This is a genomic window from Salinibacterium sp. 10G20-15, from assembly GCF_057365065.1.
In genome coordinates this window covers 1,524,940-1,549,551 of the sequence record NZ_CP195118.1, presented here as the reverse complement: position 1 = coordinate 1,549,551, position 24,612 = coordinate 1,524,940, and the positions used below count along the sequence as shown (strand labels likewise).

20 protein-coding genes and 1 pseudogene are annotated in these 24,612 nt (G+C 63.6%); 15 read left to right on the top strand and 6 right to left on the bottom strand.

Going from position 1 to position 24,612, the window contains the following annotated elements:
• The first annotated feature begins 152 nt into the window (after window positions 1–152).
• From ACR3YK_RS07370 to ACR3YK_RS07350, 5 genes are all read left to right on the top strand, one after another.
• Window positions 153–1,031, top strand: a complete 879-nt coding sequence (locus ACR3YK_RS07370) for a hypothetical protein (protein WP_486174275.1) — start codon at window positions 153–155, stop codon at window positions 1,029–1,031.
• A 23-nt stretch (window positions 1,032–1,054) separates the two neighbouring features.
• Window positions 1,055–1,678, top strand: coding sequence for an alpha/beta hydrolase (locus ACR3YK_RS07365; RefSeq protein WP_486174274.1), 624 nt, complete (start codon window positions 1,055–1,057; stop codon window positions 1,676–1,678).
• A 131-nt stretch (window positions 1,679–1,809) separates the two neighbouring features.
• Window positions 1,810–6,693 carry an Lhr family ATP-dependent helicase gene (locus tag ACR3YK_RS07360; protein ID WP_486174273.1) on the top strand — a complete coding sequence of 1,628 codons (4,884 nt, stop codon included), beginning with the start codon at window positions 1,810–1,812 and terminating at the stop codon, window positions 6,691–6,693.
• Window positions 6,686–7,465 (top strand): DNA-formamidopyrimidine glycosylase family protein, encoded by a 780-nt coding sequence (locus ACR3YK_RS07355; protein WP_486174272.1) that lies wholly within the window; start codon window positions 6,686–6,688, stop codon window positions 7,463–7,465. The genes ACR3YK_RS07360 and ACR3YK_RS07355 overlap by 8 nt, the downstream gene beginning before the upstream one ends.
• 129 nt (window positions 7,466–7,594) lie before the next feature.
• Complete coding sequence (locus tag ACR3YK_RS07350) at window positions 7,595–7,993, top strand: (deoxy)nucleoside triphosphate pyrophosphohydrolase (RefSeq protein WP_486174271.1); 399 nt, start codon at window positions 7,595–7,597, stop codon at window positions 7,991–7,993.
• 18 nt (window positions 7,994–8,011) lie between these two features.
• On the opposite strand, the gene ACR3YK_RS07345 is transcribed toward ACR3YK_RS07350, so the two are convergent.
• Window positions 8,012–9,220: an MvaI/BcnI family restriction endonuclease gene (locus tag ACR3YK_RS07345; RefSeq protein ID WP_486174270.1), complete on the bottom strand. Its 1,209-nt coding sequence runs from the start codon at window positions 9,218–9,220 to the stop codon at window positions 8,012–8,014.
• Between the two features lie 163 nt (window positions 9,221–9,383).
• Entirely contained in the window at window positions 9,384–10,781 is a 1,398-nt protein-coding gene (locus ACR3YK_RS07340; protein WP_486174269.1) for a DNA cytosine methyltransferase, read from the bottom strand.
• Window positions 10,782–11,020: 239 nt separating this feature from the next.
• On the opposite strand from ACR3YK_RS07340, the gene ACR3YK_RS07335 reads away from it, so the two are divergent.
• The 9 genes and pseudogenes from ACR3YK_RS07335 to ACR3YK_RS07295 all read left to right on the top strand — a co-directional run bounded on the left by ACR3YK_RS07335 (window position 11,021) and on the right by ACR3YK_RS07295 (window position 20,550).
• Window positions 11,021–13,198, top strand: a complete 2,178-nt coding sequence (locus ACR3YK_RS07335; protein WP_486174268.1) for a RecQ family ATP-dependent DNA helicase — start codon at window positions 11,021–11,023, stop codon at window positions 13,196–13,198.
• A 73-nt stretch (window positions 13,199–13,271) separates the two neighbouring features.
• Entirely contained in the window at window positions 13,272–14,087 is an 816-nt protein-coding gene (locus ACR3YK_RS07330; RefSeq protein ID WP_486174267.1) for a type IV toxin-antitoxin system AbiEi family antitoxin domain-containing protein, read from the top strand.
• On the top strand, window positions 14,077–14,997 hold the full coding sequence (locus ACR3YK_RS07325) for a nucleotidyl transferase AbiEii/AbiGii toxin family protein (RefSeq protein ID WP_486174266.1): 921 nt from the start codon (window positions 14,077–14,079) through the stop codon (window positions 14,995–14,997). The genes ACR3YK_RS07330 and ACR3YK_RS07325 overlap by 11 nt, the downstream gene beginning before the upstream one ends.
• A 65-nt stretch (window positions 14,998–15,062) precedes the next feature.
• On the top strand, window positions 15,063–15,638 hold the full coding sequence (locus tag ACR3YK_RS07320) for a hypothetical protein (protein ID WP_486174265.1): 576 nt from the start codon (window positions 15,063–15,065) through the stop codon (window positions 15,636–15,638).
• Window positions 15,639–15,700: 62 nt separating this feature from the next.
• The gene (locus tag ACR3YK_RS07315; protein WP_486174264.1) at window positions 15,701–16,405 is read left to right on the top strand and encodes a hypothetical protein; all 705 of its coding nucleotides are present in this window, start codon (window positions 15,701–15,703) and stop codon (window positions 16,403–16,405) included.
• Between the two features lie 102 nt (window positions 16,406–16,507).
• Window positions 16,508–16,789: a metal-sensitive transcriptional regulator gene (locus ACR3YK_RS07310; RefSeq protein WP_341619151.1), complete on the top strand. Its 282-nt coding sequence runs from the start codon at window positions 16,508–16,510 to the stop codon at window positions 16,787–16,789.
• Window positions 16,790–16,863: 74 nt separating this feature from the next.
• Complete coding sequence (locus tag ACR3YK_RS07305; protein ID WP_100388137.1) at window positions 16,864–17,088, top strand: heavy-metal-associated domain-containing protein; 225 nt, start codon at window positions 16,864–16,866, stop codon at window positions 17,086–17,088.
• 65 nt (window positions 17,089–17,153) lie between these two features.
• Window positions 17,154–19,422, top strand: a pseudogene (locus tag ACR3YK_RS07300) (heavy metal translocating P-type ATPase).
• Window positions 19,423–19,440: 18 nt separating this feature from the next.
• Entirely contained in the window at window positions 19,441–20,550 is a 1,110-nt protein-coding gene (locus ACR3YK_RS07295; protein WP_486174263.1) for a PQQ-dependent sugar dehydrogenase, read from the top strand.
• On the opposite strand, the gene ACR3YK_RS07290 is transcribed toward ACR3YK_RS07295, so the two are convergent.
• From ACR3YK_RS07290 to ACR3YK_RS07275, 4 genes are all read right to left on the bottom strand, one after another.
• Window positions 20,547–21,575: a YihY/virulence factor BrkB family protein gene (locus ACR3YK_RS07290; protein ID WP_486174262.1), complete on the bottom strand. Its 1,029-nt coding sequence runs from the start codon at window positions 21,573–21,575 to the stop codon at window positions 20,547–20,549. The genes ACR3YK_RS07295 and ACR3YK_RS07290 overlap by 4 nt on opposite strands.
• Window positions 21,568–22,068, bottom strand: coding sequence for a DUF6328 family protein (locus tag ACR3YK_RS07285; protein WP_100388134.1), 501 nt, complete (start codon window positions 22,066–22,068; stop codon window positions 21,568–21,570). The genes ACR3YK_RS07290 and ACR3YK_RS07285 overlap by 8 nt, the downstream gene beginning before the upstream one ends.
• An 80-nt stretch (window positions 22,069–22,148) precedes the next feature.
• Entirely contained in the window at window positions 22,149–22,775 is a 627-nt protein-coding gene (locus ACR3YK_RS07280) for a GyrI-like domain-containing protein (RefSeq protein WP_486174261.1), read from the bottom strand.
• Between the two features lie 32 nt (window positions 22,776–22,807).
• Window positions 22,808–23,179 (bottom strand): PH domain-containing protein, encoded by a 372-nt coding sequence (locus ACR3YK_RS07275; RefSeq protein WP_100388132.1) that lies wholly within the window; start codon window positions 23,177–23,179, stop codon window positions 22,808–22,810.
• 176 nt (window positions 23,180–23,355) lie between these two features.
• Between ACR3YK_RS07275 and ACR3YK_RS07270 the strand changes: the two genes are divergently transcribed.
• Entirely contained in the window at window positions 23,356–24,612 is a 1,257-nt protein-coding gene (locus tag ACR3YK_RS07270; RefSeq protein WP_486174260.1) for a ThiF family adenylyltransferase, read from the top strand.

Here is a 24,612-nt window from a genome sequence, read left to right as displayed (position 1 = left end):
GCCACGGCGGGCCGACCGAGGTGGCCACTAGTCGTCCCCAATCCCGCTTTCACTCGCGCAGTGCACAGCTTGCGCAGTCCCAAGCCGGAGGCAACAGCCCCCGAATTAGCGTTCCTATCTCAGGCACTCGCCTGTCACGCGAAAGGGAACCCATGACCGAGAACAGCCCCTCCTCTTCTGAGCCGTCACAGGAAAGCGACGGGGAACGCGCGGCGCCGATAACGGCAATACCGGCATCGGCACCGGCACCGGCACCGGCATCGGCATCGGCATCGGCATCGGCTGAGGCTGCGCCCACGCCTGCCCGCGTTCCGCTGCCTGGGTGGGCGTGGGCGCTAATCGCGGTCGCGGTCGTCGTGTTTCTCGCGTCCGCCGCTACGACCACGATCATCGTGACCTCGGCGCTTGCCTCCGCCGGCTCGTATGAGTGTGACGAGTTCGGTGAGTGTTCCGGCAGCGACGCGACCAAGGCGCGACCCGAACCGACGAGTTCCGGGAGCGATCGACCTGCGGTCGACGTGCACGTTCCGCTCGATCGAAGCGCAGTATTTGACGGCCAGCCGGTGTGGTCGATCGCTCCCGGGGCTACATGGCAACCAACAACGTTTGATCGCGCTGGCATCAATGTGCTTCAGGATGAGACCACTGGCTGTCAGCTCGCCACCACCCAGCGTCTGGCTTTGCCTGATCCCGACGTTTCGGACGATTTCGACGGTTCTTATGCCGTGCTCGTGCGGGAATTCACTGCTTTCCTTGAGGAGGATCCCGACGCGCAACTCCACGATCCGGGCCTGCTCAACATCGCTATCGCGGAGGTTGGTAGTGACTCGACGATTGAGTTCGCCTCGGTCACCATCAGTCACATCAATCCCGACGGAGTTGCCCAGATCACTGAACTGGCAGCCCGATCGATGCTCGGTTCGGAGAGCGAATTGGTCGCCAGGCTCACCTGCGACGCCCTAGTCCACAACGCTTTCACTGCACAGTTCGAGGTATTTTCCGAGGTTCTTTCGGTCACAACAACCCCCTAGCCGCGCCGCGTAGGCTTTGTGCCATGCAGATCGATTCCTCCGCAGTGCTCTGGTCGGCCCCCGAACGCGAACGGGCTGGTCGTCCACTCATCGTGCTGTTGCACGGCTACGGCTCTCACGAGGGAGATCTGTTTGCGCTGGCCCCCGCACTGCCGCTCGGTCCGGTGATCGCATCGCTGCGAGCGCCGATCCCCGAGAGCGGCGGGTTCTCGTGGTTCCCGATCGATCTCAGTGGTGGAGGGCTCCCTCAGGTTTCTGGCGTGGATGACGCGGCCAACGCTGTGCTCGAATGGCTCGACTCGCAGCAGTACACGAGTGTGAGCCTCCTCGGTTTCTCGCAGGGGGCGGCGATGTCGCTCCAGCTATTGCGGCTCGCCCCGGAACGCTTCGCGAGCGCCGTCGCACTCTCCGGATTCGTGGCCAGTGCTGAGCACCCGGGAGATGCGGCGCTTACGAGCATCCGCCCGCCCGTGTTTTGGGGCCGAGGCACTGATGACTCGGTTATTCCGACGGCGGCGATCGAGCGCACCGAAGAGTGGCTAGTCGATCACACGCGCGCCGAGACCCGCATTTATGAGGGGCTCGCGCACGCGATCTCGACCGACGAACTCAACGACTTTGTGAGCTTTCTGCACACGCACGCGTAGCGGGTTGGAGCCAAGACCGAGCGTGTGGTGCGGTCTTGGTGAGCACGCACGCGTAGCGGGTCGGAGCACCCGCTGAACGCCTTCGGCGAAATCCGTAGGGCACTGTCAGGGGTTGCGACGAAGATAGAGACATGAGCGACGTGCTCGGCAAATTTTCGCCCGCCACCCGAGAGTGGTTCCAGGGCGCGTTCGATGCTGCCACCCCGGCGCAACTCGGTGCGTGGGATGCCGTCTCATCCGGAGCCAACGCGCTCGTCGTTGCCCCCACCGGTTCCGGAAAGACGCTCGCGGCTTTCCTGTGGGCGATCGACCAACTCGCCTCGAGCCCTCCCCCGGCCAACCCGAAACAGCGCACGCGCGTGCTCTACATCTCGCCGCTGAAAGCTCTCGGCGTTGACGTCGAACGCAACCTTCGCGCACCGCTCGTCGGCGTCACCCAAACCGCTCGGCGGCTCGGGCTCGGCGAGACCGACATCACCGTGGGCGTGCGCTCCGGAGACACCACCGCGCAAGACCGCCGTCTTCTCGCGCGCACCCCACCCGACATCCTCATCACGACCCCTGAGTCGCTGTATTTGATGCTCACCTCGGCAGCCCGCGAGACCCTCAAGAACGTCGACACCGTCATCATCGACGAAGTGCACGCGGTTGCCGCCACCAAGCGCGGCGCCCACCTTGCTCTCTCCCTTGAGCGGTTGGATGCTCTGCTCACGAAACCCGTACAGCGCATCGGCCTCTCCGCCACCGTGCGACCGATCGAAGAAGTAGCGCGATTCTTGGGCGGACGCGCCCCGGTTACGATCGTGCACCCGCCCTCTGCGAAAACCTTCGAGTTGAGCGTTGTTGTTCCCGTTCCCGACATGACTATTCCCGGCACCGTGGCCTCCGCGCGCGGCAAAGCCAGCGGCGGTGACGGCAGTGACGACGAGGCGACTCCTGAATCAGCGGCATCCCTGTGGCCGCACGTCGAAGAACGCATTGTCGATGCGATTCTCGAGCACCGGTCAACGATTGTGTTTGCGAATTCGCGGCGGTTGGCCGAACGGTTGACCGCCCGTCTCAACGAGATTTACGACGAGCGGATGAGCGAGCGCAGCGTCGATGGAGGCGGTAGAGATTCGGCCGCCGGTGGTGATGGTGGTGGTGACGGTACTGCCGGAGGTGTTGGAGCAGCCGGTGCAGGCAACATGCCCGGTAGTGCCGCAGCCGCTCTCGAGCGTTCCCAAGCCAGCGCGGATGCCGCCGCCTACGCCGCTCCGCAGCAACCGTGGAAGCCGCCCGCTCAGATGATGGCGCAGGGCGGATCCACGATGGGCGCTGCCCCGCTGCTCGCCCGCGCGCACCACGGCTCGGTCAGCAAAGACCAGCGGGCGATCATCGAAGACGACCTCAAGACGGGCGTGCTGCGCTGCGTTGTTGCGACGAGCTCGCTCGAGCTCGGCATCGACATGGGTGCCGTCGATCTTGTCATCCAGGTGGAGTCGCCGCCGTCGGTCGCGAGTGGGCTGCAGCGCATTGGGCGAGCCGGGCATCAGGTCGGGGAAATCTCCAAGGGCGTGCTGTTTCCGAAGCACCGCACCGACCTCATCCACACGTCTGTCGCTGTTGAGCGGATGCGCAGTGGGCAGATCGAAGCGCTGGCAGTGCCGACAAACCCGCTCGACGTGCTCGCCCAGCAAACCGTCGCCGCTGTCGCCCTCGACGAGATCGACATCGAGGAGTGGTTCGACACCGTGCGTCGCAGCGCGCCGTTCTCGACCCTGCCGCGCAGCGCCTTCGACGCAACCCTCGACCTGCTGAGCGGTCTCTACCCGAGCGACGAATTCTCCGAACTGCGACCGCGCGTGGTGTGGGATCGCGTGGCCGGCACGCTCAGCGGTCGGCCCGGCTCCCAACGCCTCGCCGTTACCTCCGGCGGAACCATCCCCGACCGCGGCCTCTTCGGCGTCTTCATGATCGGCGGCGAAGCCGGAGCTCCTGGCCGTCGCGTCGGTGAACTCGACGAAGAGATGGTCTACGAATCCCGCGTTGGCGACATTTTCGCGCTCGGCACCACCAGCTGGCGCATCGAAGACATCACCCACGATCAAGTGCTCGTCTCCCCCGCTTTCGGCCAGCCCGGCCGCGTTCCGTTCTGGAAGGGCGATGGCCTCGGCCGCCCGGCAGAGTTGGGCGAAGCCATCGGGGCGTTCACTAAGGAAATTGCTACGGCATCCGTGGACGATGCGCGCGCTCGGGCGGAGTCGATCGGGCTCGATGAGCACGCCGTCACTAACCTGATCGCCCTCGTGACCGAGCAGAAGGCATCCACCGGTCACGTGCCGAGCGACACCACCCTGGTCGTCGAGCGCTTCCGCGATGAGCTGGGCGACTGGCGCGTAATCCTGCATTCCCCGTACGGCATGCCCGTGCACGCGCCGTGGGCGTTGGCGATTACGGCGCGCATCCGCGAACAGCTAGGGGTGGATGGCGCAGCCATGGCCGGTGACGATGGCATCGTCGTGCGCATTCCAGACACCGATGCCGCGCCGCCCGGTGCCGACCTTTTTGTGTTCGACGCTGACGAGCTCGAACAAATCGTCACTGAGGAGGTCGGCGGCTCCGCGCTGTTCGCCGCACGCTTTAGGGAGTGCGCCGCTCGCGCACTACTGTTACCGCGCCGCGACCCCGGCAAGCGTTCGCCCCTGTGGCAGCAACGCCAGCGCGCCTCGCAACTGCTGGATGTGGCACGCAAGTACCCGAGCTTCCCCATCGTTCTTGAGACCGTGCGCGAAGTGCTGCAAGACGTGTACGACCTGCCGGCGCTCACGGCGCTGACGAAGCGCATCGCCAGCCGCGGCATCCGCGTGATGGAGACCGAGACGGATGTGCCGTCGCCGTTCGCGCGCAGCCTGTTGTTCGGCTATATGGCCGCTTTCGTATACGAGGGTGATTCGCCGCTGGCCGAGCGTCGCGCCGCCGCGCTCTCGCTCGATCCGGCGCTGCTCGCTGAGCTTCTGGGCCGTGCGGAACTGCGCGAACTGCTCGACCCCGACGTGATCGCCCAGACCGAGAACGAGCTGCAGCGGCTGACCCCCGAACGTCACGCTCGGGACGCGGAGGGAATCGTCGACCTGCTGCGCGTGCTTGGCCCGCAAACCGTTGCCGAGATCGAGGCGCGCTCGCTCGTGACCGGCGCCGCCCTGGCCACCGACTTGGCCGGGCTCGCGAAAGCGAACCGCGTGCTCGAAGTGACCATCGCGGGCGAACGTCGCTGGGCCGGCATCGAAGACTCCGCTCGGCTGCGGGATGCCCTCGGGGTTCCGCTGCCCATTGGTGTGCCCGCCGCGTTCATCGAGCCCGTTGACGATCCCGTCGGCGACCTCGTGAGTCGCTACGCCCGCACCCACGGACCCTTCACGCTGGCGGATGCCGCCGCCCGCTTCGGTCTCGGAACCGCCGTCGTGCAGGACACCCTGCGTCGCCTCGCGGCCGACCGCCGCGTTGTGGATGGCGAGTTCCGCCCCGGCGCGAGCGGCACCGAATGGTGCTCGGTGGATGTGCTGCGTCGCCTGCGCAGCCGCTCGCTTGCGGCACTGCGCCAAGAGGTCGAGCCGGTGTCCCACGCGACGCTTGGTCGGTTCCTGCCCGCCTGGCAACACGTTTCCGCTGCCGGTGACTCACTGCGCGGGATTGATGGACTGGCACAAGTGATCGACCAACTTGCTGGGTACTCAGCCCCGGCATCCGCGTGGGAGAACTTCATTCTTGGTGCCCGCATTCGCGACTATTCGCCCGCGTGGCTCGATGAGCTGACGACGTCGGGCGAAGTGGTGTGGGCCGGGCAGGGTGCGCTGGCCGGTAGCGATGGCTGGATCAGTTTGCACCCCGCGGCGACCGCAGCGCTGACCTTGCCCGAGCCAGATCGGGATGGGCTGAGCGAGTTGCAGCAGAGCATTCTCGAGGCGCTGGCCGGTGGCGGTGCGTTCTTCTTTAGGCAGTTGTCGAATCAGGTGGGCAGCACGGATGACAAGGCGCTGCTGAAGGAACTGTGGGATTTGGTGTGGCGGTCGCTCATCACGAATGACAGTTTTGCGCCCCTGCGCGCGCATCTCGGAGGAACCGTGCGGGCCACTCGGGCGCCGCGTCCGGCGCGGGCTCGCGCCTATCGCGGACGCGTTTCGACGGTCGCGCAGGCGGGGCCGCCGAGTGCGTCCGGTCGGTGGGCGCTGCTCGAAACTGCCGAGGGGGAGACGACGGTGCGCGCCAAGTCGACCGCCGAGTTGATGCTCGAGCGGCACGCTGTCGTCACGCGCGGCGCGGTCGTGAGCGAAGGCATCCGTGGCGGTTTCGCCCTGACGTACCGCGTACTGAGCGGTTTCGAAGAGACCGGTCGCGCCCGTCGCGGTTACTTCATCGAAGGGCTCGGTGCCGCCCAGTTCGCGACTGGCGCTACCGTTGACCGCCTTCGTGGTTTCACTCGGGACCCGGATGCTGCGCCCCAACTTTTGGCGATCACTCTCGCCGCGACCGACCCCGCCAACCCCTACGGGGCTGCTCTTGGGTGGCCGGGGCTGGGTGGCGCGGATGCTGGGGCGGAGGGTGGTGACGCTGGAGTCGGTGCTGCCGGCGCGGCTGGTGCGGCGAGTTCTGGCGCTGGGTCGGCTGGCGACGACAACTCGGACGCGTGGACTGCAACGTCGGCATCGGCATCCGCTGCCGCATCCGCAAAGCCCGTCGCTGACTCGCCCAAGAAGCATCGCCCCGGCCGCAAGGCGGGTGCGATCGTCGTGATGGTCGATGGGCATCTTGCGCTCTACCTAGAGCGCGGCGGCAAGTCGCTGCTGGCGTTCGACCTCGAACCCGCCGTTGTGGATGCCGCGACCCGCTCGCTCACGAGCACCCTGCGCGGAACCCTGCCGAAACTGCGCATCGAGAAGGTGAACGGTGATTTCGCCGTCGGCACCCCGGTGGGCAAAGCGCTCGTGGAGGCTGGTTTTGTTGCAACACCGCAGGGGTTGAGGCTGCGTGCCTGAGGGTGATTCCGTCTATAAGGCGGCCGCGAAACTGCGGGCAGCGCTCGACCAGCAAGTGCTCACCCGCACCGACTTTCGGGTGCCCGCTTTTGCGACGCTCGATCTCAGTGGTCAGACCGTCACGAGTGTCGTGCCGCGCGGCAAGCACCTTCTGATTCGGGTAGGCGGCCTCACCCTCCACAGCCATCTCAAGATGGAGGGCGTCTGGCAGATTTACGGCGCCGGCGAGCGGTGGCGCAAGCCGTCCTACTTGGCTCGCGGAGTGCTGAGCACGGCAACGAAGACCGCGGTAGGTTTCGAACTGGGGCTGCTCGAAGTGGTGCCCACGGCATCCGAAGACAGCATTGTGGGTCACCTAGGCCCTGACCTTCTGGGGCCCGATTGGGATGCCGAACTCGCGTTGGCGAACCTGCTGTCAGACCCAGCGCGTCCGGTTGCGCTCGCGCTACTCGATCAGCGGAACCTCGCCGGCCTCGGCAACGTTTTCGCCAACGAGTTGAGCTTTCTGCGCGGTGTTCGCCCGCACACTCCCATCGGCGAGATCGTCGACCCGAAGCGCCTCGTCGCGCTCGCGTTCAAGGCGATCATGGTGAACAAGGACCGCCCGATCCGCAATCTCACAGGCCTGCCGCGCGGCAAACCCCGCTACTGGGTGCACGGGCGGCGCGGGGAAGCGTGTCTGCGCTGCGGCACCCGCATCGAGTCAGACCAGCTCGGCACCGGCCCCACCGACACCCGCTACATGTGGTGGTGCCCGAGCTGCCAGAAGTGACGTCGCTCGGTCGCGGGCAGTGTCGCACTCCGCGCAGCCTGGTCTCGCCAATAGGCTGAAGCGAGCAGGTTGATCCTGCTTCGAAAGCCAACCGGGTGCCCTTGGGGACATCCGCGAGAGAGATCATCAGTGAAGAAACAGATCAACGTCGTCGGCGCAGTCATCCTGCGCGAAGGCCTCATCCTCTGCGCCCAGCGCGGACCCGGCGGAGCGTTGCCCGGGATGTGGGAATTCCCCGGCGGCAAGATCGAGACCGGCGAGACTCCCCGCGATGCGCTCGCACGGGAGATTACCGAAGAACTCGAGTGCGAGGTGGCCGTGGGCGAGCTGATCACCACCACGACTCACGAGTACGACTTCGGGATCGTCGTGCTGACCACGTTCTACTGCGAGCTACGCTCCGGCACGCCAGTGCTGACCGAGCACGCGGAAGTTCGCTGGCTCGCGCCTGCCGAACTGAGCGACCTCGAATGGGCTTCCGCCGATGTCCCGGCGGTCGAATTGATAGCGACCGCAAGGCGCGTATAACCGCAATCGTGTTCGCGTTTAGAAGAGCCTCGCTTCCGGGCTTGGCGGTTTCCCCGAAATCGTATCCACGGATGCAAGCTGGTATTCCTGCGCTGGGGGAAAAAGCGAACCAAGGTTTCTGGGATGGATCTTGAACAGGTAACCTTTGTCGCCCTTTTCTCGAATCAAGAAATCGACGGTCACTTTGCCGTCTTCTAGCAATGACGGAAGCTGGGCGATAATCGGCTTCCGGGTGTGTTTTACCGATGTGAATCGGATGTGTTCCCATCCGTCAATAATCTGGCTTTCTGCCTTCACCCAGAAAGTTTCATTGTGCTTGACGGCGAGGCTGTGCCGCAATGCTTCCATCTCCCACTCAACAGCTTGGTGAGATACCTCGCTGGTGTGTATTGCGTGAAGGACATCCGCTTTGTTGTCCACTCTCAAACTCAAACCCTGAGAATTCACGACCCGACCGCTGAGCGTGCAACTGAGCTTCCGCTGACCATCGCGATCATAGCCGAAGGCGCGGAGCAAATCGCGCGAGCTCTTGTAACGACTAGCGCTCCAATTAGGGGTCTTCGCGAAAAGCGTGGTTCTGTTGCTCGAACTTCGTGAAGACTTGATCTCGATACCTTGGAAGTCCGGCTCCTTTCGAGAGTTGATCGCAATGCCCAGCTCCGTTTCGAGTAGACGCCCGACTGCAGTGGTGCCTTTCACTGGCGCAGGCAAAAAGCCCTTATTCGAAACTCCGTGCAGCAAGGACAGTAGTGATTGGACAGCGCCAGTCTTTTTTTGGACGAAAGCGCCTAATACTTCAGCTGCCGCGCCGCTCAAACTCGACGTGTTGCGAGCGAGGGTACCTCTGGACAGGTTGAAGACCCAGAAGCATCCGTCGTTCCACACAGCAGCAATTACATCGCCCGGTTCGGAAATGCGTTTCAGGCCGCCGAACCACACTCTGGGATCGCCATTTTTCGTTTGAGGTCGGTAAAGCGACGCCTTTGACTCAAGGGTCGAATTCTCCACTACCAGCCGTGCGGGCAGAATGACTTTCGCATCTGGTCCCTGCGGTTGGCGCACATAGTCGTGAACAGCATTCGCCCCAAGAAACTCCCGAAACGGTTCTGTTGCGTCGAGTATCGACTTCTTCAGACCGGTCGCAGTCAGCTCCAGTAAGCCGAATGGGACGTCGTTGGTTGTTAGAAATGCAACGCTTTCGAGCTCCGTGCCGACTAGTTCCCTCATGCGCGATAGCTAACATCGGCCACCAACACTTCAGGACGCACGCATGCTGTCCCGAGCCCAGTTTCCTCGAAATCAACGGAAACCTCTTCAAGCTGGTTCTTCTGGATCAGGTATCTGGGCACATAGGGATGTCTACCAGACACGAGAGCATCTCGGCTACCGATTAAGGCTGAGCCGGATCCGATGTCAATGCTTCATTGACCATCTTTCCAACCGCTAGTGAAAGAAATGGCGACACAGCATTTCCCACCTGCGAATACTGCGGAACCTCAAAGCGACGACGGAGCGATCCTGTTGTTTCTTTGCCTCGGAACTCGAAATCATCGGGGAAGCCTTGAAAACGCGCCATCTCGCGCACGGTGAAGATACGAGGCTCGCTGGGGTGCACGTAATCGTCTGGCAGCGTGACAACCGTGCGAGCTGGTTGGGACCAGTCCAGCGCCTTCTGTGAATGCTTCTTGGTCTTGAGCTCAACCATCAATTCGAACATCGACTCCGCTGATTCTGCGAGAACTGTGCCGTCGGGGGCGATCGCCGGGTACTTCGCATTCGCCAGCTGCAATCTGACATTCGAGGCTGCTTCCGCTGGCCCACTCGAGAGCTGCGAGAGCAGTCGCGGTTGAAGTCCGTTGTCCCGAAGCCACTGGTAAAGACGGAATCGTTGAGTCGTGGATTCGCTGTGCTTACGCGGCGACTGGTTAGGCAAATGCTTACGTCGAATTTTCGACTTAGGGAGGCCCCAGATCGTTCGCGTAGAAGTAGCTTTGTGGAATGCTGCGGACCGGCGGCTCTTGGGCGCAGGAAGCACGTCTTGCAAATCACCGATTGCATCTGCGATTGTGGGCGACTCTTTCGACGAGACAGTCGGGTTGGGCGCAAGAGCCGGTGCGGGCTCAAACTTCTCGTCGTCCGTAAACGCCGACTTCCAGAGGTGCCCCGTGGCCTTGATTCCCCGCTCCTGTGCGACATCTGAGCGCATTCCAATAATCATCAACCGGGGACGGTTTTGTGGTGCGCCGTAGTGAACAGCGTTGACGGCTACGCCTTGAACTTCGTAACCCGGCTCAGTCTCACGCAAGGCCTGCTGCAATTGAACGAAAGGCGCTTCTTCATCAGGCGAGAACTTGTGGCTCATACCGACCACATTCTCGATCACCACCATTTTGGGAGCTGTGCGCTTCACAAACTCGAGGTACTCCCACGGCAGCGTATTCCGGACATCGTCTGGGTTGCGGCGTCCGGCCAGAGAGAATCCTTGGCAAGGCGGCCCGCCGACGACGACGTCGATGCCTGAGCTTGCGAGCCCGGCCATTGCAGCATCGTTATCGAGCACCTCGCGAAGCGCTGAAACTGCGACTCGGTTCTGGACTTGATTTTCGATCGAGGACTTAACGTATGCCTTCCACGAATCGTCCTCAATCGATTCGTCGATGAAGTTCGCGTAGAAGGTGTAAGCCGCCATGTCGGATTTTTCGACCGCAAGTTGGAGTTCTCCCCCGGAGCGTTCGATGCCCAGTGAAAGGCCGCCGCATCCGGAAAAGAGATCTACATAGTTGTACAAGGGTCCTCTTAAAAGTTAGGTGGGGGATCTTCGGTGCCGGCCCTTCTTCGAGAGTATATGTTCTCCCGCGAGGAGTCCAGGTGGGGCTCAAAGTCGGCGCAGAATTCGTGCTGTGCGGGCCAAGTTACCCGGAGCCACCGTCAGCCACTTGCTCCATCTCACGAGTACACATCCGATAAGAATCCTCATCGGCAGAGACCGACCACCGAAAAGTCAGCACCCCCTGCCACACTAGCCACGTGACAGATACCCGCACCGATGCCCTGGCCGTTCTCCGCACGCTTGTCGGCAATGAGACTGCCGATTTTCATGAGGGACAGTTTGAGGCGATCGAGACGCTCGTCGATGGGCGCCGCCGCGCACTCGTTGTGCAGCGCACCGGGTGGGGAAAGTCGGCCGTCTACTTCGTTTCCACGCTGCTCATGCGCCGGCGAGGTGCGGGCCCCACCGTGCTCGTGTCGCCACTGCTGGCGCTCATGCGCGATCAGATTGCCGCGGCATCCCGTGCCGGAGTTCGCGCCGTCGCCATCAACTCCACCAACCCGCACGAATGGGCCGAAGTTCAGCAACAACTCGCCAACGACGAAGTCGACGTGCTGCTCGTCTCGCCCGAACGCCTCAACAACCCCAGCTTTCGCGACAACCAACTGCCCGCACTGATCAACCGCATCGGGATGCTCGTCGTCGACGAAGCGCACTGCATCAGCGACTGGGGCCACGACTTTCGCCCCGACTACCGCCGCCTGCGCGAACTCATCGCCACCATGCCCGACGGCGTCCCCGTGCTCGCAACTACCGCCACCGCCAACTCCCGCGTCGTCGCCGACATCGCCGCCCAACTCGAAACGGGGAGTAGCAGCACCGCCGAAAACACAGCCACGGGCGGCACCGAAGTCGTCACCATCCGCGGGCCTCTGGCGCGAGCATCCCTGCGCCTGGGTGTCCTTAAACTGCCGGATGCCCGAGCCCGCCTCGGCTGGCTGCTGAGCCACCTCGCCGAACTGCCCGGCAGCGGCATCATCTACACGCTCACCGTTTCGGCCGCCGAAGACACCGCGCGGCTACTGCGCGACAGCGGCATGGATGTGCGCGCCTACACCGGCAAAACCGACCCACAAGAACGCGAAGAGTCCGAACAGGCACTCAAGAACAACACCGTGAAAGCGCTCGTCGCCACCAGTGCGCTCGGCATGGGCTTCGACAAACCCGACCTCGGCTTCGTCGTGCACCTCGGCGCCCCCTCCTCCCCCGTCGCGTATTACCAACAAGTCGGCCGCGCCGGCCGCGCCACCGACAACGCCGACGTGCTGCTGATGCCGGGCCGCGAAGACGAAGACATTTGGGAATACTTCGCCACCGCATCCATGCCCGACCAAGCCAACGCCGAACTCGTGATTGCCGAGCTGACTGCCGCCGCGAACTCCGGCGCCGGGCCTGTCTCCACCCCCGCGCTTGAAGCCCGCGTGAACCTGCGCCGCACCCCACTCGAACTGCTGCTCAAAGTGCTCGACGTCGACGGCGCCGTCGCCCGCGTGCAAGGCGGCTGGACCGCCACCGGCCAGCCCTGGAGCTACGACGCCGAACGCTACGCCGGAGTCACCGCCGCCCGCCGAGCCGAACAACAACACATGCTCGACTACGAACGACTTCCCGCCGGCACCGAAGGCTGCCGCATGGAATACCTGCAACGCGCCCTCGACGACGACACAGCCACCCCCTGCGGCCGCTGCGACAACTGCGCCGGTGTCTGGTACCCCACCGACATCAGCACGGATGCCACCACCCGCGCCACCGCCACCCTCGACAAAGTCGGCGTGCCCATCGAACCCCGCGCGCAATGGCCCACCGGAGCCGACAAGCTCGGCGTCCCCGTGCGCGGACGCATCAACCCCGACCAACGCGCCAGCGAAGGTCGCGCCCTCGCCCGCCTCACCGACCTCGGCTGGGGCGGCACCCTGCGCACCCTCTTCGCCCCCGGCACCCCCGACGCACCAGCGAGCCCCGCGCTCGTCGCGGCCTGCGTCCGCGTGCTCGCCGACTGGGGCTGGGATGAGCGACCCGTCGCCGTGGTCTCGATGCCGTCACGCAGCAAACCACAACTCGTGGCATCCGTCGCCGAGGCCCTCGCCAGCGCCGGCAAGCTGCCCCACCTCGGAACGCTCAGCCACACCGGCGCCGGCCCCACCGGCGAACCCGGCGGCAACAGTGCTTACCGACTCGCGAGCGTGTGGGGGCAATTCGAATGGGCTGGTGACGCAGCTGGCCGCGGCGAAGCAGGGAGCGAACTACCCCACGGCCCCATCCTGCTCGTCGATGACCTCGTCGACTCGCGCTGGACCCTCACCATCGCCGTGAAAGCACTCCGCGAAGCAGGGGCGGATGCCGTGCTGCCGTTTGCGCTCGCGCTGCGCGGATAGGTTCTTCCGATACAGATACGCGAACTGTCCAAATAATCTTGAAAAGTATCTATCTAGACGTTACTATTCAAGCATGAATACTGCGGATGCTCTGCTCGCGCTAGCGGCGATCTCGTCCGGCCAGTGGGGAATGGTGACGACGGCGCAGGCGCGCTCGATACGAGTGAGTCGAGTACAGGTAGCGCGGCTCGCAGAGGACGGCCACCTCGAGCGCCTTGCCCACGGCGTCTATAGGGACGCCGGGAGTCCACCGCAGGAATTCGATGACATCCGAGCGGCTTGGCTGAGCCTCGATCCAGATCGACTGGCTGAAGACCGCATCCGGGACGGAATCAACGGGATAGTCGTGAGCGGCAACACTGCAGCAGCCCTGCACGGGATTGGAGATCTTCTCCCCACGCCCTACGTTTTCACTTCGGCTGACCGACGGCAATCGCAGCGCCCCGATATCCGCTTCAAGCGGAGGATCCTCAGGGCCGACCAAGTCACTCTAGAAGCCGGACTTCCTACTACCGGGGTTGAGCGCACGATCGCAGACCTCGTACAGGATAAGGAAGATCTGAGCCTCGTCGGTGATCTTCTTGGCGAGGCAATGAATTCCAGAACCATACAACTGGATTTTCTTGCCGTTCTGCTTGGCCCCCTCGCGGCCCGAAACGGCTTCCCCCCAAATGACGGACTCGCTCTGCTAAGGAAACTCCTAGAACTCGGCCACGCCGATGTCGCGACCCAAGTCAAAAAGATAACGTCGAATCCTGCGTGGCCTACTTTGATCCCCCCAAGCGACGCCATATCCGACGACGACCTCCGATTCACGCCATCACTTATGAAGAGCGTCAGCTCGCTACAGGCGCTTGCGCTTCTCAGTGAGGCACAACATGCCGACTGATAAGGGTTCATATCCGAACGGCCGCGCCGTACAGGCCGCGATCAAAAGTGCGGCTACGAAAGACGAACGAGCCAAATCAGTTGGCGTCGGCGACCTGATCCGACAAGCAACGTTCGACCGCTTTCTGTGCCGAATCTTCTCTGACCAGTCAACCAAGTTCGCCCTCAAGGGCGGCACTGGCATGCTCGCCCGGTTGTCGACCAGCAGGGCGACAACAGATATCGATTTGGCGGCACAAGAGAACGAGCTCGACACCGCCGTAGCTGAACTGCGGCAACTCGCATCCGTTGACCTCGATGACCATTTCAGGTTCGAACACACGAACAGGATCGATCAGCTCGCGGGAGAGAACCAGCCGTACACGGCCGGATGCCGACTGACCTTTGACGTGTACGTCGGCGTGACGAAACAAGGCACTCTGTCTATCGACCTCGCAGCGGGCTACAAACCCACAGGCAAACTAGAAACGGTGAGCCCAGCGAACCGGCTACCGCTCGCTCGGCTTCGAACGTTCGACTACGTGCTGTATCCGTTGGCGGATCAAGTGGCCGACAAGCTTTGTGCCACCCAGGCAACATACGGTGAGAGCAAATCACCCTCGTCGCGCGTCAAGGACTTGATAGATCTCCTTCTCATCTCGCTCACTGAATCGATGGATGCCCGCCAGCTGTCGATTGCCGTCGCGACTGAGTCCAAGCGTCGTAGTCTCGAACCCATCACGGCGTTCCTCCTTCCCTCTGACTGGTCGAGTCGGTATCTCGTGCTCGCTCGACGTCTCGGGCTGGTGGATAGATTCCCCAGCGCTACGGCCGCCGAGGAACGCATTCAGACCATGCTGAATCCAGTACTCAACGGCTCCCTTGCCGAAGGCCGATGGGAACCGAGCGCTGGGGTCTGGACAAATACTTAGGTACTCTTGACACGAGTAGAGTCGCTCGGTGAGAGATTCCCGCCGCGACTACTGAGGTGGCACCAATGCAAGAAATGCAACCCAGTTCCGCCCACGGAAGCTTCTCCGCTGCAAGCGGCCGCATAGCTGACGTCGAAGCGCAGATCGCCGCGAACCAGTACCGCGACGGCAACATTCTCCCGGAGCCCGAACACGCCGACCATTTTCGGCGCGGCCTACTCATGGCTCTGCTCACCATTCCGATCGCTGCCATCCTTGCCGCCGTCTTCGGACTCAACTCTCCAACCGCAGGCGCCGCCACCGCCCCATTCGCGATTATCATCGCGTTCGGGTTCTTCGCTCGCGGTTCGGGGCGCTCCCCTGTCACCGGCCGAGGGTTCACGGCCGCAGCTGGCATCGGCCTCGTAACAATGGCCATAGCTGCCGCGATCAGCTACCCCTACAGCCTGTTTCTCACCTACCTCTACGACGGAGGCACCGGCGGCATCCTCAGCTCAGGGTTTGCACGCTTCTTCTCAACCTGGGTCGACGCGAACGTGATGTTGATACTCGCCTCGATTGCCGTCGTGACAGTAGTCTCTGTGGTGATCGTGTGGAGAAAAGCACGAGCAGCCCGAGCCCACACCACCGCCCAACGGTAGTCGCCGCCCGGGAATAAGCCGCCTGCAGGATGCCCATCTGCGGACTACCCGGAAGCCCAGCGATGACCGACAGCTCGACAACCCCCGACGCGCAGATCCACAAGCCTTACAACTTCGTGCTTGGCGCGCTCGCTTCCCTCCTCGCGGTCCCTCTGACGGTGATTGTCACGATCGTCATCGGCCAGTTCGGCTTTGAGTACTCCGCGACCTTCGGTGGCCTCGGCATGGTCTTCGCTTTCACCTTCTTCGGCAGCGCCTCGCGCCTCCGCATCGTGCGAGGCTTTGGCTTCGCCTTCGCTCTCCTCGTCGGCCTCGTCGCCACCAGCCTCGGAGTCATCGCCGGCTTCGTCTCCTCCGTCTACTACTCGTTCAACGCCGTCGGCGGCAAAGGCGGCCTGCTCGGCGACGTCTTCATCGGACGCATCGTCTACCGCCTCACCGAACGCCCCGAAGACTTCTTTATCCCCGCCGCCATCGCTGCCTTTCTCGCGATCATGTTGCTCGTCAAATACATGAAGACCGCGATTGCCGTGCACAGAACGCCCGCCGACGCTGTTGGCAACGACGCAGCGGCAGCAACTGCAACATCCGCGACGCCTGCACCTCCTGCGACGCCTGCAACCCCTGCACCCTCCGAGACCGTCGCCACCGCGACTCCAGAGCTGCCGGATGCCGCAGCCTCGACGATCAACGCGCCGTCCTCCGGAATCCTGCTCAACGGCAAGCCTCTGGGCGAACCGGAGCCTAAGAAACGTTTCTGGCAGTAGCAACAGCGCGGAACCCCCACCCGCCTGACTGCGGTTGACTTCTCTGCGCTAGAGGCGTCTAATGGGAATACCCCTAAGGGGTATCCGGTTGAGAGGATCACGATGCCTGGTTATGACGAGAACAAAGAGCAGCTGCTTAAGCGGCTGCGTCGCGCTGAAGGCCAAGTGCGCGGCATCCATCGCATGATCGAAGAAGACACGTACTGCATTGACGTGCTCACTCAAGTGTCGGCCGCGACTAAGGCCCTCGAGTCTGTCGCGCTCGCGCTGCTCGATGACCACCTCAGCCACTGCGTGGCCGAAGCGAGCCGCGAAGGTGGTGCTGTGGCCGACGAGAAGATTCGCGAGGCGAGTGCGGCAATCGCGCGCCTCGTTCGTTCGTAGCCTCCGCTCGACCCCGCTGTTCTGCACAACAACTTCCGCCCGCGCCTCGCGCCTGCGGCAATCGAAGGAGAATCATGACCCACACCGCCGATTACCTGGTCGAAGGAATGACCTGCAGCCACTGCGTCTCCAGCGTCACCGAGGAGCTATCCGAAGTTGCTGGCGTCACCGAAGTTTCGGTTGACCTCGCCTCGGGCTTGCCCTCCACCGTTTCTGTCACGTCTGAGACCCCTCTCGACGACGCCACCGTCAGCGCCGCAATCGAGGAGGCAGGCTACACGCTCGTGAAGAGCCTCTGATGGCCGCGGCACCCGACAACGCAACAACTACCGACGGCACCGCCACCACCGCAGCGCCCGGCACCATCAACCTTCTGGATGTCGAACTCGACATCACCGGAATGACCTGCGCCTCCTGCGCTGGCCGCATCGAGCGCAAGCTCAACAAGCTCCCCGGCGTCGAGGCGAGCGTGAACTACGCCACCGAGAAGGCTCGTGTTCGCGCGCCCGAAGGCACCGACCCGGAGCAGTTTCTCGAAACCGTGAAGGCTGCTGGGTATAGCGCCGTCATCCCGGCGCCCATTCAGGAACGCGACGAGAACGACAACGCGAGCCCCAAGAGCAGCGATGACGATTGGGCTTCGCAGTTGCTGCACCGTCTGCTCGTCTCGACCGCACTGGCCGTGCCGGTCGTGCTGATGTCGATGATCCCGGCGCTGCAGTTCACCTACTGGCAGTGGTTGGCCCTCACGCTGACGGCCCCGGTTGTCGTGTGGGGTGCCCTGGCCGTTCCACCGCGCTGCGGCCGTGAACCTCCGCCACGGTGCCGCCACCATGGACACCCTCATCAGCCTCGGCGTGATCGCCGCCTTTGGCTGGTCGCTCTACGCGCTCTTCTTTGGTGGTGCTGGCGAAGCTGGCATGCACATGACGATGACCTTCTTCGGAACACCCCACGGTGGTTCGAGCGAGATCTATCTCGAAGTTGCCGCCGCTGTCACCGTCTTCATTCTGCTCGGCAAATACATCGAGGCCCGCGCTAGCCGCGAGTCGGGTGCTGCTCTTCGCGCTCTGCTCGAACTCGGCGCGAAGGATGCTGCCGTGCTGCGCGGTGGCGTCGAGCAGCGCGTTGCCGTCTCCTCGCTCGTCGTCGGCGACCACGTTGTCGTGCGCCCCGGGGAGAAGATCGCCAGCGACGGCCTCGTCATCGAGGGCAACTCCGCCGTCGACGCGAGCATGCTCACGGGAGAATCCGTACCCGTCGAAGTCGGCCCCGACGATCGCGTCACCGGCGCCACCCTCAACGTCGGCGGACGACTCGTCATCGAAATCACTCGCGTCGGCCGCGACACCGAACTGGCCCGCCTCGGTCGCATGGTCGAAGAAGCACAGACCGGCAAAGCCGACATCCAGCGTCTCGCAGATCGCGTTTCGGCCATCTTCGTTCCGGTCGTGCTCGGCCTCGCCGTCGTGGCATTCGTCGGCTGGATGATCGCCGGCGGCCCCATCGAGCTGGCCTTCACGGCCGCCGTCACCACCCTCGTCATCGCGTGCCCCTGCGCCCTCGGCCTCGCAACGCCCACCGCCCTGCTCGTGGGCACCGGTCGCGGATCACAGCTCGGCATCCTGATCAGCGGGCCCCAAGTCTTGGAACAGACCCGCTCGGTCGACACCATCGTGCTCGACAAGACCGGCACCGTCACGACCGGCGAGATGCGCCTCAGCTCGATCGAGGTGCTCGAGGGCGAGAACGAGGAGCTCGTGCTGGCTCGCACCGCCGCCGTTGAGGCTGGCTCCGAGCATCCGGTCGGCCGTGCGGTTGTTGCCGCAGCTGAGGACCGCGGCCTCACACTCCCCGCCGTCACCGACTTCGCCGCCCATGCGGGCACCGGCGTTCAGGCCACCATCGACGGCACTGTCGTGTTCGTCGGCAAGCCGTCGTGGCTCACCGCCGACCACCAACAAACGGTGTCGGATGCCGCCCTCACCCTGGTTGAGAAAGCCGAAGCCGCCGGATCGACCGCGATGGTCATCGCGTGGGCCGGTCAGGCGCGAGGCGTGCTGGTTATCGGCGACACCATCAAGGCAAGCAGTGCGGACGCCGTAGCCGAGTTCATCCGCCTCGGCTTGCGCCCCGTGCTCCTCACCGGTGACAACGCCGGAGCGGCAGCCTCCGTTGCCAGCGCGGTGGGAATCACTGATGTGCACGCCGGGATTACCCCGCAGGGAAAGCTCGACGTCATCCGCCAGCTGCAGGCCGAAGGCCGGGTTGTCGCGATGGTCGGTGATGGAGTGAACGACTCTGCCGCCCTCGCTGCCGCCGACCTCGGTATCGCCATGGGTGGCGGAACGGATGCCGCGATCGCCGCGAGCGACATCACCGTCGTGAGCGGGGACCTCTTGGTCGTCGCCGACGCGGTTCGCCTCGCCAAGCGCACGCTCGGGATCATCCGCGGCAACCTGTTCTGGGCTTTTGCCTACAACGTGGCGGCCCTGCCGATTGCGATGCTCGGTCTGCTCAACCCGCTCATCGCGGGCGCGGCCATGGCCTTCTCCTCGGTCTTCGTCGTGACGAACAGTCTGCGGTTGCGCGGGTTTAAGTCGAGCGTGCAGTCGTTAGGTTCTGAGTCGTAACTGCGGTGAGATAGGAACATGATGCGTCGCTCTCTGATCGTCCCGACAATAGCTGCCGTTGCCGCCCTCGCTCTGCTTGCGAGCTGCAGTCAGCCGACCGCGGGCGAGTTGCAGCCGGTGCCACTGGCAACAGAATCGACAGCACCGCCGACGCCCCCAGTCGACGCGACTGAAACCTCCAGCACGATCATCACCGGGCTTGAGGCGCCGTGGTCGATCGTACGGCTCGCGTCGGGATCGACCTTGATCAGCGAACGCGACACTCAACGCATTATGGAGCTCACTGCCGACGGCGAGCTGCGCGAGGTGGGCACCGTTGACGCTGCTGCTCCCGGTCGCGAAGGGGGCCTTCTCGGATTAGCGACGCCCGACGACCGCACTCTCTACGCCTACGCGACGACGGCCACCGATAACCGCATCATCCGTTTCAAGCTGGAGGGCGAACCCGGTTCGTACGAGCTGGGCGCGAGCCGCGACATCCTCACCGGGGTAGCGAAGACAGGCATACACAATGGCGGCCGGATCGCTTTCGGACCAGACGGCATGCTCTATGCGACCGTGGGCGATGCAAGCACCCCCGATCTAGCTCAGGACCCCGACAGTCTCAACGGCAAGATTCTGCGCCTAGAACCCGACGGCAGCGTGCCCGCCGATAACCCCTTCGACGGATCGCTCGTCTACTCGCTCGGCCACCGCAACCCTCAAGGGCTCGCTTGGGATGACAGCGGTCAACTGTGGGCAGCCGAGTTCGGCCAAGACACCTGGGATGAGTTCAACATCATCTATGCGGGCGCCAACTATGGCTGGCCCATCGTCGAGGGCGCGAACGACGATCCCGCATTCGAAGCACCCATCTATCAGTGGCCCACCGATGACGCGAGCCCCAGCGGTCTCACCTTTGTCGGCGGCACCTTCTTCATGGCCGGCCTCGGCGGCGACCGCCTCTGGGCGATTCACCCCGGCGACCCGACCACCGCTATCGACTCGTTCGCCGATACCTTTGGTCGCATTCGCGATGTCGTTCCCGGCCCCGATGGCAGCCTCTGGATGCTCACCAACAACACCGACGGTCGAGGCGATCCCCAAGACGGCGATGACCGCATCATCCAGGTTGAGCTGGCACCCTAGTCGGACTCGCGCCCTCCCCAGCTGGCGCCCTCGTCAGTCTCGCGCGTGCGGATTGCAATTCCCCGCGCCTCGTCTTCCGCCTGGCGGCGGGCGAGCACGAGATTGCGGAAGGTGTCACGTAGGGGTAATTGCACGGTATTTTCGGCGGGGACGCCCGCCAGTAACTGACGTAGGCGCGTGAATTCGGCATCCACTTCGAGCCCCGCCACGAACGCGAGGTTGCTGATGTAGAGCCAGATGAGCAGGGCGAGCGCTCCGCCAAGCCAGCCATACACGCGGTCGTAGCTGGCAAAGTTGGAGGCGTAGAAACCGAAGCCCGCGGTGGCAAGACCCCACGTGACGATCGCGAAGATCGCGCCGGTGCTGACCCAGCGCATCCGTTCATGACGCACGTTGGGCGTGTAGTAGTAGAGCACCGCGATGATCATGGTGAGGATGACGGCGAGCACCGGCCAGCGCCCGATCGACCACACCGTGATCCAGGGTTCGCCAATACCGAGCGCGTCGCCCACGGCAGTTGCAACGTTGCGGGTGGTGAGCAGCAGAACGACGACGGCGGCGAAGGCGGCGAGCAAGAAGGTCGAGAGCACAAGCATGAGTCCACGGAACTTCACGAAGCGTCGACCCTCTTGAATTTCGTACACGCTGTTCGCGGCACGGCCGAAAGCAGTGGCGTAGCTTGACAGCGACCACACACTCAGCAGAAGCCCGACGGCGAGCGCGACTCCGGGGCTGCCGATAGAGAAGAGTTGAGTAAGCGGTTCTTTGAGAACTTCGACGGTGCTCGGTTTGAGCACTTCGGTCGCGAGATCAATCACGGTGTCGGCGGCGCGATCTTTGCCCTCGGTAATCGCCAGGACGGAGACGACGCTCAGCGCGGCGGGCAGGGTGGCGAGCGCCGAGAAGAAGGCGAGCGTGGCGGCGGAGTCGATTCCGCGGTGCAACATGAAGCCGTGATAGGCGCGGCGAAAGGCATAACGCCACTCTCGGCGGGGCTCTACGAAAGTGTCTCGCTCTCTACTCATTGGAGAGTTTTCGGCGCACGATCGTGGGCATCACTAACCACAGGGCAATCGCCAGGAAGGCCGCTGTTCCGCCGGCAACTGCTCCGGCTGTGCGACCAGCGACAACATCGAAGATCAGCATTGCCGTGCCAGCGATAGTAAGCGACACCACGAACAGCGTCACTTTGAGGAGACGATCGGATGCCGTCACGAGTTCGGGCTTCGCTTTCTTTCCAAAGAGGGCACGGTGAAGACTCACGGGAGAGACGGCGAGCGCGGTCGCGAGAACTGCAGCTGACACCAGGGCGAGGTAGATCCGCACTTGGTAGTCATCCAGCTCGGAAAAGCGTTGCTGGAACGCGAGCGTCAACAAAAATCCGGTGAGAATCTGAGTACCGGTTTGGATGACGCGCAGCTCTTGGAGGATCTCGGTCCAGTTGCGATCTCCCCGTTCCGTTGAGGTCTCGTTACGACCGTCTTCCTGCGCGTCGGCGCTACTCACACTCGTGCTCATCCCCACATCCTAAGCAGTTCGGCGCAGTGTCATTGCCATCGCGTCCGATGCGCCGCAGCACCCCGGGTTCCGGCCGCCCATTAGACCCGCTCGACAGGTTGCCGCAGCAGGGTGCGGAGCTTGGATGACTCGACTTTGCGAAAGTCGTTGAAGTAGATCTCGTGGTGCTTGCCGGTCATCCGCAGCCCCTGCTCGGGAATGAACTCGGTGTGCATCCGCGCCAGAATCTCGGCCTCATCGTCATAGGGCCCGAGGTGGAGTGTTTGCACGCACAGCCCCTCCTCGAGAGTCTCGAGTCTGACTTTGCCGAGGCTAGCGGGCAGAGTCTCGGGGGTCTTGCTTTTGGCGGTGACCGCGGCCACGGCAGCCTGAAACATCGCGTCGGTGATCCACTCGGGGGTGAGGATCATCGCAGTCCAGTCCCACTGCGATTTGTCGCGGCCGGTCGTAAACGCGGCCATATCCTCGGCCCACCACAGCGCTTCGAGGGGCGGCACAACATAGTCGCGGTCGAGCGCTTTGCTCGCGAACTTCAGCGTGTACGCCACCGGATAGAGCGCGCCGATCGCGGCCGTGTATTCGCTGCCCTCACCGGGCGCACCATGGCCGTCGACCATGAGGTACTGCTGAGGTGGGAGATCCAGAATTCTGAACTCGTTGTGGCGCGCTTTATACGCGTCGAGCGTCTTCTTGAAATCTGTTTTCATTGCCCCACCCCGCCGTGCATTGGTTCGTGTTGTTAGCTCGCGCCGATCACCACGTTGGCGATGAGCATATCGAGCTTGCGCACATCAATGGCCTTGCCGACCTTGATCTTGATGTGGCCGGCGCGGGTCCACAGTTCGAGCTCAGCGTTGAAATCGAGGGTGCCCGCATTCTCGGATGACCACATGAGAACACTCGAATAGGGCAGCGAGTACAGCTCCACCTTCTTACCCGTGATGCCTTGAGCATCACGCACGATGAGGCGCTTGTTGGTGAAGACGGCGCTGTCACGGAAGGTTTTGTAGGCCGCGATGGGCTGCTCGCCGGGGAGCAACATCGGCATGACGTCTTCGGGGATCGGGGCTTCAGAAACGAACGTCCAGGCTGCGATTACGGCGGCTTCCATCCGGTACTCCTTGAATCGGGTAATGGGCCGAGATCTCCGACCCGCACACACCCTATCGGCCACCGCCGACGCCCCTGCTGCGACAGCACTGCCGCACCCGAACGCGCCCAGATTCGGCAGCATCCGGAACAGTAGAATCGTTGCTGTGCCGCTTCCGGCGCGGTAAGGATTGCCCTGTGACATCGCCTGCTCAGCATGACCGCCAGCCGCTCGTCGAGCCCGGCGCACCGCTCGGCCCGCAGTCGCTGATTCGTTATTCGCGCCAACTGGCTAATCCTGATTTCGGCGAGCTCGCGCAGCGCCGCCTCGCGAACGCGCGCGTGCTTGTTGTGGGCGCTGGCGGGCTGGGCAGTGCCACCATTCCCGCGCTCGCTGCAATGGGCGTTGGCACCATCGGCGTGATCGATACGGATGCCGTTGAGCTCTCGAATCTGCACCGCCAACTCGCTCACGGGGTCGCCGACATCGGGCGCAGCAAGCTCGATTCCATGGCCGAGACGGTCGGCCGGATCGATCCGGAGATCGCGGTTGTCCTTCACGATGTGTGGCTCGATTCCAGCAACGCGCTCGAACTCTTTGCGGGGTACGACCTCGTGCTCGACGGCAGCGACAACTTCGCCACCCGCTACCTCGTCAATGACGCAGCCGCGCTGACCGGCATCCCCGTCGTCTGGGGAGCGATTCTGCGCTATGGCGGTCAAGCCGGAGTGGCGTGGGCTGGTCACGGACCGACCTATCGCGACCTCTTTCCGGTGCCGCCGGCACCCGGCACCGTTCCCTCGTGCGCTGAGGGCGGGGTTCTGCCGACCGTGTGCGCCATGATCGGCGCCATCATGTGCTCCGAAACCGTGAAGCTCATCACCGGCATCGGCGAACCACTCCTCGGGCGAGTGAGCACTTACGATGCGCTGTCCGGGCGATTCCGGGAACTCGACTACGCCGCGAGCGACGAAGTGGATGCCGTCACCGAGCTCATCGACTACGAGGCGTTCTGTGGCGTGAAGCCGGGATCCGCGACCGCAGGTGGCGCTGGTGCGGATAGCGATGGTGCGGGCGGCGCGAGTAGCGGGAGCAGCGCAGGCGAAGCGAACGCTGCCGGAAACGCGGGCGGCGCGAGCGACGAGATCGACTCGCGCGAACTTGCGGCCATGCTCCGCAGTGGTGCGCCCCTGCAACTCGTCGATATTCGCGAACCCTTCGAGTACGCGATTGCCGCGATTGAGACTGCCGAGCTGATTCCGCTGGGTGGTCTCGCAGAGCGGCTTGCCGACATCCGCACCGACATTCCTGTGGTTGTGTACTGCCACCACGGCATCCGCAGCGAACGTGCTCTGCGAATGCTGCAGAGCGCCGGCTTCACCAATATCCGCCACTTGGTTGGCGGCATCGACGACTACTCGCAGGTCATTGATCCTGCGCTCGCGAGGTACTAA